This window comes from Zoogloea sp., from assembly GCF_041914405.1.
Taxonomy (GTDB): Bacteria; Pseudomonadota; Gammaproteobacteria; order Burkholderiales; family Rhodocyclaceae; genus Zoogloea.
Genome location: NZ_JAYSDK010000020.1, coordinates 85,474 through 95,649, shown reverse-complemented (window position 1 = coordinate 95,649; position 10,176 = coordinate 85,474). Strand labels below are relative to the sequence as shown.

At 66.2% G+C, this 10,176-nt stretch carries 12 protein-coding genes; 5 read left to right on the top strand and 7 right to left on the bottom strand.

From position 1 onward, the window contains the following. Positions 1–461: ATPase, T2SS/T4P/T4SS family (locus ACE3RX_RS13480; RefSeq protein WP_374484501.1), on the top strand; the 461-nt coding region annotated here is incomplete at its 5' end. 141 nt (positions 462–602) lie between these two features. Here ACE3RX_RS13480 and ACE3RX_RS13475 read toward each other — a convergent pair. Genes ACE3RX_RS13475 through ACE3RX_RS13465 form a run of 3 tightly spaced genes read right to left on the bottom strand, consistent with a single transcriptional unit; the run spans position 603 to position 3,112 of the window. Beyond that, complete coding sequence (locus tag ACE3RX_RS13475; RefSeq protein ID WP_374484499.1) at positions 603–1,766, bottom strand: class I SAM-dependent RNA methyltransferase; 1,164 nt, start codon at positions 1,764–1,766, stop codon at positions 603–605. Positions 1,767–1,787: 21 nt separating this feature from the next. Then, a complete protein-coding gene (locus ACE3RX_RS13470) occupies positions 1,788–2,204 on the bottom strand; it encodes a CopD family protein (RefSeq protein ID WP_374484496.1) in 417 nt (138 codons plus the stop codon). Positions 2,205–2,230: 26 nt separating this feature from the next. Next, the gene (locus ACE3RX_RS13465) at positions 2,231–3,112 is read right to left on the bottom strand and encodes an SDR family oxidoreductase (RefSeq protein WP_374484492.1); all 882 of its coding nucleotides are present in this window, start codon (positions 3,110–3,112) and stop codon (positions 2,231–2,233) included. Between the two features lie 42 nt (positions 3,113–3,154). On the opposite strand from ACE3RX_RS13465, the gene ACE3RX_RS13460 reads away from it, so the two are divergent. The 3 genes from ACE3RX_RS13460 (at position 3,155) to ACE3RX_RS13450 (ending at position 5,658) form a co-directional block, all read left to right on the top strand. Beyond that, entirely contained in the window at positions 3,155–4,183 is a 1,029-nt protein-coding gene (locus tag ACE3RX_RS13460) for a CDP-6-deoxy-delta-3,4-glucoseen reductase (RefSeq protein ID WP_374484489.1), read from the top strand. A gap of 25 nt (positions 4,184–4,208) precedes the next feature. Then, positions 4,209–5,348, top strand: coding sequence for an EAL and HDOD domain-containing protein (locus tag ACE3RX_RS13455; protein ID WP_374484486.1), 1,140 nt, complete (start codon positions 4,209–4,211; stop codon positions 5,346–5,348). A gap of 88 nt (positions 5,349–5,436) precedes the next feature. After that, positions 5,437–5,658 carry a hypothetical protein gene (locus ACE3RX_RS13450; protein ID WP_374484483.1) on the top strand — a complete coding sequence of 74 codons (222 nt, stop codon included), beginning with the start codon at positions 5,437–5,439 and terminating at the stop codon, positions 5,656–5,658. A gap of 34 nt (positions 5,659–5,692) precedes the next feature. On the opposite strand, the gene ACE3RX_RS13445 is transcribed toward ACE3RX_RS13450, so the two are convergent. After that, on the bottom strand, positions 5,693–6,625 hold the full coding sequence (locus tag ACE3RX_RS13445) for an SPOR domain-containing protein (RefSeq protein ID WP_374484481.1): 933 nt from the start codon (positions 6,623–6,625) through the stop codon (positions 5,693–5,695). Beyond that, a complete protein-coding gene (locus ACE3RX_RS13440; RefSeq protein ID WP_374484477.1) occupies positions 6,622–7,152 on the bottom strand; it encodes a DUF2802 domain-containing protein in 531 nt (176 codons plus the stop codon). The genes ACE3RX_RS13445 and ACE3RX_RS13440 overlap by 4 nt, the downstream gene beginning before the upstream one ends. Before the next feature lie 169 nt (positions 7,153–7,321). On the opposite strand from ACE3RX_RS13440, the gene ACE3RX_RS13435 reads away from it, so the two are divergent. After that, positions 7,322–8,077, top strand: coding sequence for a YdcF family protein (locus tag ACE3RX_RS13435; protein WP_374484473.1), 756 nt, complete (start codon positions 7,322–7,324; stop codon positions 8,075–8,077). Here ACE3RX_RS13435 and ACE3RX_RS13430 read toward each other — a convergent pair. Further along, complete coding sequence (locus ACE3RX_RS13430; RefSeq protein ID WP_374484468.1) at positions 8,067–8,864, bottom strand: enoyl-CoA hydratase/isomerase family protein; 798 nt, start codon at positions 8,862–8,864, stop codon at positions 8,067–8,069. The two genes, ACE3RX_RS13435 and ACE3RX_RS13430, sit on opposite strands and share 11 nt — an antisense overlap. 101 nt (positions 8,865–8,965) lie before the next feature. Beyond that, positions 8,966–10,162 carry an acetyl-CoA C-acyltransferase gene (locus ACE3RX_RS13425; protein ID WP_374484464.1) on the bottom strand — a complete coding sequence of 399 codons (1,197 nt, stop codon included), beginning with the start codon at positions 10,160–10,162 and terminating at the stop codon, positions 8,966–8,968. Between the last annotated feature and the right edge of the window lie 14 nt (positions 10,163–10,176).

Here is a 10,176-nt window from a genome sequence, read left to right as displayed (position 1 = left end):
CCGAAACCGGCCACCTTTGCCTGGCCACCCTGCACGCCAACAGCGCCAACCAGGCCATCGACCGGATCGTCAACTTCTTCCCTGAAGAGCGCCGCCACCAGTTGCTGATGGACCTGTCCCTCAACCTGCGGGCGCTCATCTCCCAACGCCTGCTGCCGATGTGCGACCGCAAGGGCCGCGTGCCTGCGGTTGAGGTGATGCTCAACTCACCGCTGATCTCCGACCTGATCTTCAAGGGCGAGATCCCGGGCATCAAGGAAGTGATGAAGCGCTCGTCCGAACTGGGCATGCAGACCTTCGACCAGAGCCTTTTCGACCTGTATGAGCGCGGCCTGATCAGCTACGAGGATGCCCTGCGCAACGCCGACTCGATGAACGACCTGCGCCTGCAGATCAAGCTGAAGAGCCGCCGCGGCGACCGGGATATGCTCTCCGGCATCCAAAACCTCGACATCGTCTGAACGGGGGCATAAAGCTACTGCGCGCTCTGATCCTGCGACTGCGATGCTCGCCGTACTCTTGTACGGCTGTGCTTCTCGTCGCAGCCTCGAAGCGCTCGCTACGCTTTCTGCCCCCGTTCTGGCGCCTTCAGTTCGAGGGTCTTAGTTTTCTGTTTCTGACGGCTTGGGTTTGCGGGCGGAGCCCGCGATCATCAGGTATTCGAACAGGCGGCATTCGATGGCGCCGTTGAACAGCGGGGTGCGCTTGCTGGCCTTGAGACGGACGCCCTTCGGCAGCGCCGGATCCCCGGTGAAGAAGTAGCAGCGCCAGCCGGTCCAGTTGGCCTTCAGCGCGTCGCCGAGCTTGGGGTAGAAGGCTTCCAGCTCGGCTGTGTCGGATAGACGGACGCCGTAGGGCGGGTTGGCGACCAGCACACCGGACGGCGCCGGAGCCTTGACATCGAGCAGATCGGCGCGCCCCACTTCCACGCAGCCCTCCAGGCCGGCACTGCGCAGGTTCACATAGGCCTTGCGCTGCTGCGACTCCAGAATGTCCGAACCATAGATTGCCAGCTTGCGCGGCGCCTGGCGGCGCGCCTCTGCTGCCTTGCGGATCGGCAGCCAGGTGTCCCGCTCATAGTGCTTGAAGCGCTCGAAGGCAAAGTGGCGCCCAAGGCCCGGCGCCACGTCGAGGGCCATCTGGGCCGCCTCGATGAGGAAGGTGCCGCTGCCGCACATCGGGTCGTACAAGGCCTCCTCGCCCGGCTTCCAGCCGGTCAGGCGCAGGATGCCGGCGGCCAGGTTCTCCTTCAGCGGTGCCTCCACCGCAGCCTGCTTGAAGCCGCGCTTGTAGAGCGGGTCTCCAGACGTATCCAGATACAGGGTGACGGTATCCGCCGACAGGAAGGCGTGAATACGCATGTCCGGCGTCTGGGTGTCCACGTTCGGACGCCGGCCGGCGACGGTGCGGAAATGGTCACACACCGCATCCTTGATCTTCAGCGTCACGAACTCCAGGCTGCGCAGCGGCGACTTGTGCGCCGTGACGAACACGCGGATGGTCTGGTCGGGCGTAAACCAGCGCGCCCAGGTCGGCGCATAGGCGATGCGGTATACATCTTCCTCGCTGCGGTAGCGGCCCATGCTGATCTGCCACAGCACGCGGGTCGCCAGGCGGCTCTCCAGATTGGCGCGATAGCACAGCGCCCAGTCGCCGGAAAACTGCACGCCGCCGGGAATGTCTTTCGCGTCGGTAGCGCCGAGGGCGCGGAGTTCATCGGCGAGGAGCGGCTCAAGGCCGCGGGGACAGGGAGCAAAGAAATTCAAGATTTCAATCCGTTCGGAAAATCAAAAGGGCTTCAGGACGACCAGGAACACCACCACGAACAGCACCAGCACCGGCACCTCATTGAAGAAGCGGTACCACACATGGCTGCGCGTGTTGCGGCCCTCGGCAAAGGCCCGCATCAGGCGGCCGCAGTAAAGGTGATAGACGATCAGCAGGGTCACCAGCGCGCTCTTGGCATGCAGCCAACCGCCGGCCAGGCCGAAGCCGAACCACAGCCACATGCCGAGGCCGACCGCCAGGATTCCGAGCGGCGTCATGAAGCGGTAGAGCTTGTTCTCCATCAGCGTCAGGCGCTCGATGGTGGCCTTGTCGCTGACCATCGCGTGGTTGACGAACAGGCGCGGCAGGTAGAACAGGCCGGCAAACCAGCTGACCACGAAGATGATGTGCAGGGCTTTGATACTCAGGTAGAGCATGGTGTCGACTCGAAGGATGAAAGTATTCAGGAAGTCGCCGCGGCACGCGTCCGCAACGCATCGGCAACCGTCGGATAGCGCAGGCGCGCGCGCAGTTCCCGCTTGATGCGCTCGTTCTTCAGTCTGCGCGACTCGGCCATGAAAGATAGCGTCATCTCCGACAGGCGTCCGCTCAGCTCGCTGCGTGGCAGGCGCGGCGGGCGTGGTAGGCCCAGCGTGTCGGCGACCAGGTCGAAATATTCACCCATCCGCAGCGCGCTGTCGTCGCAAGCGTTGTAAACCCGGTTCGGGCCGCCACGGAACAGGGCCAGCACCAGCAGCCGCGCCAGATCGTCGGCATGGATGTGGTTGGTGAATACATCGTCCGCCGGCACCAGCACCGGGTCACCCTTATATAGCCGGGCCACCGGCAGGCGATCTGCCGCATCATAGATTCCCGGAGCCCGCAGGATACTCACACGGCATCCCGTGCGCCTCCCGAAGGCCCGTAGGCGCGCCTCCGCCGCCACGCGCCGCAAGCCGCGCGGAGAGCCGGCCCGCAGGGGCCGCGTCTCGTCGGCCCAGGCGCCACCGCAGTCTCCGTATACGCCAGTGGTACTAATATAGCTTAGCCGTCGTGGTAGACTCCCGCGATGCACAAGGGCTGCAAGCAGATGTCGGGTACGCGGATCGTCCCGCCCCGCGGTGGGCGGTGGCGCGCAATGCAATATGTAATCGGCAATTCCCGCAAGACGCGCCAGGCTGCCCGGCTGATCCAGGTCGGCCACGATGGGCAGCGCACCAAGGGCTCGCAGTGCGGCACCCTCTTCCACCCGGCGGACCACCGCGCGCACGCAAAAACGCCGCGCCAGCCACGGGATGATGCGGCGGGCCACGTCTCCGCTGCCGACAATCAGCACTTTCTTCATATTTCGACGTTTCATTAATCGATTATCTCACGGCCACCCATCATGTCGTTCCAGGTCACCCTCCAACCCAGCGGACTCCAGTATTCCGCCAACGCTGACGAAACCCTTCTCGAGGCCGCCCTCGCGGCTGGCCTTCTGCTCCCCTACAGTTGCCGCGACGGCGCCTGTGGCGTCTGCAAGAGCCAGGTCCTGACCGGCGAGGTGGACCTCGGGCGCTATTCGGAATCCACCCTGACCGCCGACGAACGCGAGCGCGGCCTGGCGCTGCTGTGCTGCGCCCACCCCTGCTCCGACCTGAGCATCGAGGTGCGCCAGGTGACCCGCGCCGGCGACATCCCGGTCAAGAAACTGCCGTGCCGCGTGCAGAAGATCCACCGCGCCGCCGACGACGTGATCGTCCTCGAAATCAAGCTGCCGGCCAGCGAGAAGTTCCAGTTTGTTGCCGGCCAGTACATCGATTTCCTGCTCTCCGACGGCAAGCGACGCAGCTTCTCCATCGCCAACGCGCCAACCGGCGCCGATTTCCTTGAACTGCACATCCGTCTCGTTCCCGGTGGCCAGTTCACCACCCACGTCTTCGAGAAGCTCAAGGAGAAGGACATCCTGCGCTTCGAAGGCCCGCTGGGCAGCTTCCGCCTGCAGGAAGGGTCGCCGAAGCCGGTCGTGCTGCTCGCCGGCGGCACCGGCTTTGCACCGATCAAGAGCATCGTCGAGAACGCCATCGCCAGCGGCCTCAGCCGCCCGATGACCCTCTACTGGGGCAGCCGCAACCTGGCCGGGCTGTACCAACTTGAAATCGCCCGCAGCTGGGAAGAACGCCTACCAGGCTTCCGCTTCGTGCCGGTGCTCTCCGAGGCATCCGACAGCGACGGCTGGAGCGGTCGCACCGGCCTCGCCCACGAAGCACTGATGGCCGACCTGCCCGACCTCTCCGGCCACGAGGTCTATGCCTGTGGGTCGCCGGCGATGATCGACGCGGCCCGCCAGGACCTTACCGAAAACTGTGGCCTGCCGGTCGAGGCCTTCTTCGCCGACGCCTTCAGCTTCTCGAACGACGCCAAGACGGCCTGAGCCCACGCACCGGAGCCCCGTGTCCATGAGCAATGCAGCGTTGATCACCCGCGAACCTGTCATCAACAAGCAGTACAAGATCACCGCCAACCGGCTGGTGGTCCATGCAGCCTCGGTGGCCCAGGCCGTGGAAGTCCTCGACGGCCTCGCCGACGTGTGGCCCGCAGCCCATCCGGTGTTCGTCAGCCTCTACAAGCTGGTACCGACCCCCGACCTGCTGGAATGGATCGCGCCGTCCAATGCGATGATCGAGATCCCGACCCAGTCGATCGGTCATCCGCTGACCCTGCAACTCCTTCCCCAACTGCAGGCCAATGGCGTCAGCCTCAACCTGACCTGGTACCAGCCCGATACGGTGCTTCCGCCCAATGTGCCTTGGCGCTTCGTGATCATCGACGCCAAGCGCCAGCCCCTTCCTGCCGATCCGCCAGGCCTGTCCCTGGCCTGGGGCTTGCCCGACGTGCCCAGCTTCAAGGATGCAGTCATCCAGGGCTACGACGGCGCCTCCGGCTGGTTCTTCCTGCGCGGCATCAAGACCGATGGCAAGCTCGCTCCGTCCCATGCGCAGATCGTCCGGCTGATGAATTTGGTGCGCAAGAACGCCGAGGTGAAGGATATCGAGACCGTCCTCAAGCAGGACGTGGCCCTGTCCTACAAGCTGCTGCGCTACATCAACTCGGCAGGATTCGGGCTGATGTGCGAGATCCAGTCCTTCCGCCACGCGGTGACCATCCTCGGCTACGAGAAGCTCAACAAGTGGCTGTCGGTGCTGCTGGTCTCCGCCAGCCGCGACCCGTCTGCGCCAGCCCTGATGCAGACCGCCATCGCCCGCGGACGCTTCATGGAAAAGATCGGCGCGGCCTTCTTCGAAAAGGGCGAACTGGACAACCTGTTCATCACCGGCGCCTTCTCCATGCTGCACCTGCTGCTCGGCGCCAGCCTGCAATCCGCACTCGACGAAATGCACCTGCCAGCAGGCATCGCCGATGCGCTGCTCGGTGGCGATGGCGTGTACGCCCCCTTCCTCAAGCTGGCCTGCGCGCTGGAAGGCTTCGACGCAAAGAATCTCACCGCCCAGGCGGAAGCCCTGCACCTGTCGGCGGAGCAGATCAACCGCGCACACCTCGAAGCACTGGCATTCGCCGACAGCCTGCAGTTCGGCTGACCGCCCGCGCGGCGGCAGGGCACACCACCAACAACCGTCACACTCCGCGGCTAGATTGGCCCCATTGCAAAACTCTCGGGAGATTGCCATGGGAATCTACAGGCTCGTCCTCGCCTCACCCCGCCACCCCGACGCGCGGCGCCTGGTGGCGCGCCACGTGGACCCGTCCTGGCTGAAACAGCGCGGCTACGAAATTGCCCGCAGCCTCGGCGAGGCTGCTGCCGTATGGACGGCCGAAGCCAGCGCCGGCCGCCCGGGACTGGCGCTACGCTGCCGCAGCGGTCACGCACTGACCATAGAAACGGAATAAGCCCCCCGACACAAGCCGGAGGGAGCCGGAAGGCTCAGCGCCCAATCTGCAACAGGGTTCCCGGATCAATGCCCTTTTCACGCAGGCGGGCCTGTGCGGCAAGGGCCTCCTTGCGATCGGCGAAGGGTCCCACCACCACCCGGATTTCGAGCTGGGACGGAATGCCAGCCTGAGCCAGCCGCGCCCGTAGCGCCTCCGCACTTGCGGGATTTGAGAACACGCCGTACTCGAGCGCGTAGGGACGCAATGCCTCGCCACGCGCGGGAGTGACGGCGACCTGCGCCGGAGCCGGCACAGTCGGGCTGGCGGCAGGTGCCGCCTGACGCGGCGCCACGATGCCCGCCGCTGCAGGTGCCGCTGACACGGCAGCACGCTGCGCCTGGGGCGTAGTGGCCGGCGCAGACTGGGGCGCCTCCTGAACAACCGGCTGGCGCGCGCTGGCTGGCGCGGGTGCCGCCGGAGCCGGGGCCGCCGGCGCCTGCCCGTAGGGAGCAGCAGCGACGCCCTGCCTCACAGGCGCGGGAGTCGGAGAGACTGGTGCGTGCTGTGCCACGTTCCCCGCCGCATGGGGTGGCACCGCCCGGCTTGCTTCGCCGATCCGGCCGCTCCGCATCGCCCCCGACGGCACCTCGGACTCAGCAGCCACGCCGCCGCCAGGCAGCATCGGCGGTGCTGACTCCTCTTGCGGCGCAGCGGTGTCAGGCGCACTGGCCTCGCTCCCAGCCCGCAGCACGTCCGGTGGGGCATCACGCCCCACATCGGGGGTCACCTGGGCCGGCGCGATCGGTCGAGTCGGCAACGGCGCCTCCGCGGGCACCGGCGGACGCGATACATAATCGAAAACCGCCAGGCCACCGAGCAATGCAGCGATCAAGCCACCTGCCACGCCGGCGCGAATCAACAACTGCTTACGTGGATCCTCGTCGCCTGCCACCTCCTCGGCCACGTCGGTGTTGCGTTCCGTCATGATCCGCTCTCCGCCCGCGCCAGGGCACAGACCAGTTCAGCCTCGGCGACCGAGATTCCGCAGTGCTCGGCAACCTGCGCCGCGCTCATGCCCCGCCCCGCCAGCAGCATGGCTTCCGAGTGCTGCGGCGATACCGGGCGGGTGTATTGGGTCCGTTCCCGCGCCGCTTGGGCGGCTTGTTGCTCGCTGCGGGCCTGCTCACCGAGTTGGTCCACGTCATGGCGCATCACCGCCAGTTCACGGCGCAGGAAATCGCAATCGGTCCGCAGCTGCGTCACGTCCTGACGCAGCTGCTGGATTTCCAGTTCATTGAGCAATTCGCGGGAGACTGCAGCCTCTTCGGGATTCGGCCCGGGCTTCGCCGCTACGGCATCAAGCGGGGCAACGGGTGCCGACGCGGGCTCCGGCTCCACCGGCGACGAGGTATCTCGACGGTGCCGGGCCAAGCGGACCAGCACCACCACCAGGTAAAGGCTCAACACGGCAACCAGCGCCAGGATCCCCTCGCGCACTCCGATCTGGATCATTGCGCATGCTCCCCGGCAGCCCTGTCGTACCCGTCCGATTCAAACCCGATGCAGATAATGATGATTCCCCTGGTGGCAACCAGTCTGTACGACCGGCGATGACGCTGGATAATAGCCGCGCCGACCTTCACCGACAATGCGGCAGCCCCATGGCCCGCCCCCTTTTCCCATGTTCTTTCTGAAAAAGCTGCTTTCGGCCCTCGTTTTGCCCCCGCTCGGCCCTCTTTTGCTGGTTGCACTGGGGCTTCTGCTGCTGCGACGCCACCCACGCACAGGAAAGATCCTGGCCTGGGGCGGCTTGCTCGCGGCCCTGCTGCTGGTCACGCCGATTTCCGTCATGCCGCTGGTGCGCGGCCTGGAGGGGTGCTTTGCGCCGGTGGACGAAGCACGGCTACGCCAGGCCGACGCCATCCTCATCCTTGGCGGCGGCGCGCGGAACTACGCGCCCGAATTCGGCGGCCGCACCGTCAACCGGCTTACCCTCGAACGCCTCCGCTACGGCGCCCGCCTGGCCCGCCACTCGGGCTTGCCGGTGATGGTAAGCGGCGGCGCGACGCGCCCATCACAGACACCCGAGGCGGTGTTGATGAAGGCAGCCCTTGAGGACGACTTCGGGATTCCGGTGAAATGGATGGAAGCCCGCTCGCAGGACACCCGGGAGAACGCCGAACTCAGCGCTACCGCGCTGCTTCCAGCAGGCATCCGTCGCATCGTGCTGGTTACCCACGCGGCGCACATGAAACGCTCGGTGGAGGCTTTCGAACATGCAGGCTTTCAGGTCATACCGGCACCGACAGCCAATCTCTCCGGCCCAGCGGACGGCGATGAGGGGCTGCCCATGCTGCCAAGCATGAACACTGCCTATGCCGGCTGGTACGCCGTGCACGAATGGCTGGGGCTGCTGGCCTACCGCCTCAGCCGTTGAAGCGCGGCTTGCGCTTGTCGAGGAAGGCCCGGATTCCTTCGTCAAAGTCAGGCCGGGCCGCACTGCGGGCAAAGGCTTCCGCCTCAAGCTGCAATTGGGCGTCGAGGGAGTGGCATGCGGAATGACCAAGCAGCCGCTTCATCTCCGCATAGGTCTCCCGCGGACCATTGACGATGCGACGCACCAGGCCGCCGACAGCCTCGTCCAGCCCCTCCAGCGGAACAATCCTGCTAACCACCCCGAGGCGCAGCGCCTCCGCCGCATCGAAGCGCTCGGCAAGCAGCAGCAACTCACAGGCCTTGTGCCGCCCAACGATGCGCGGTAGCAGCCATGACACGCCACCGTCGCCACTGAGCGCGATGCTCGCGTAGGCGGTCGTGAAGTAGGCATTGTCGGCCGCCACCACGAGGTCGCAGGCCAGAGCGAGAGACAGGCCGAAGCCGGCGCAGGCGCCCTGCACGCGCGCGACGACCGGCACAGGCAGGTTCACCAGGGCCTCGATGGCCGGATTGATGTGCTGCTCGATGGTAGCCCGGAAACTGGCCAGCCGGATCTCCGGGGAGAGGTGCAGCTGGCTGGCGAAATCCTTCAGGTCGCCGCCAGCCATGAAATGCTCGCCCGCCCCGGCGACCACCACGACCCGCAAGTCCTTGCGGCGAGCCAGCTGGCCGGTAGCCTCGGACAGAGCCGCCATCATGTCGAAGGACAACGCGTTAAGGGAAGCCGGACGATTGAGCGTGAGGGTCGCGACACCGGCATCGATGTCGAGCAGGATGGGCGCAGTCATGATCTCATTCTCGCGATGACGTTTTGGTTGGATCTCGGTGACATCATTGTCCGCAAAAAAGGGACGACGGAAAGTACGCCCGTCGTCCCGACCAGACGTACTTAGAGCTTCTCGAAAACGCCCGCCGCGCCCATGCCGGTGCCGATACACATGGAGATCATCCCGTAGCGGGCCTGGGTGCGCCGGAAGGCGCTCATCAGCGTCGCCGCACGGATCGCCCCGGTAGCACCCAACGGGTGGCCGAGGGCGATGGCGCCGCCCTGCGGGTTGACCCTGGCCGGGTCGAGGTCGAGCTGCTTCATCACCGCCAGCGCCTGGGCGGCGAAGGCTTCGTTGAGCTCGATCCAGTCGAGGTCGCCCTTGCCGATGCCCGCCGCCTTGAGGGCGCGGGGAATCGCCTCGACCGGGCCGATTCCCATGATCTCCGGCGGCACGCCGGCCACCGAATAGCTGCAGAAGCGGGCGATCGGCGTGACGCCGTAGCGCTTCACCGCCGCCTCGGACATCAGCAGCACGGCGCCGGCGCCGTCCGACATCTGGGAACTGTTGCCGGCGGTCACCGAGCCCTTGGCGGCGAACACCGGGCGCAGCTTGCCGAGGCTCTGCGACGAGGCGTCGGCCCGCGGGCCTTCGTCGGTGTCGCAGATCCGCTCGACGACGCGCACCGCGCCACCCTCGCCGGGCAGGTGGGCACGCACGGTGTAGGGCGTGATCTCGTCCTTGAACGCACCGGCGGCAATCGCCGCGGCGGCGCGCTGGTTGGACTGCACCGCGAAGGCATCCTGCTCGTCGCGGCCGATCTGCCACTGCTGGGCAACCTTCTCGGCGGTGAGGCCCATACCGAAGGCGATGGCGAGGTTCTCGTCCCTGGCGAAGATGGCCGGGTTGAGGGACACCTTGTTGCCCATCATCTGCGGCATCACCGTCATGCTCTCGGTACCAGCGGCAACCATCACGTCGGCCTCGCCGAGGCGGATCCGCGCCGCGGCATCCGCCACCGCCTGCAGCCCGGAAGAACAAAAACGGTTGATGGTGATACCCGGCACGGTGTTGGGCAGGCCGGCCAGCAACACACCGATGCGCGCCACGTTCATGCCCTGCTCCGCTTCCGGCATCGCGCAGCCGACGATCACATCGCCGATCTCATTGGCGTCCAGTCCCGGTACCTGGTCCACTACCGCGCGCAGCACATGGGCCAGCATGTCGTCCGGCCGCACGTTACGGAACATGCCGTTGCGCTTGGCCACCGGCGTCCGGGTGGCGGCGACGATGTAGGCGTCCTGAATCTGTTTGCTCATCACTTCGTCTCCGT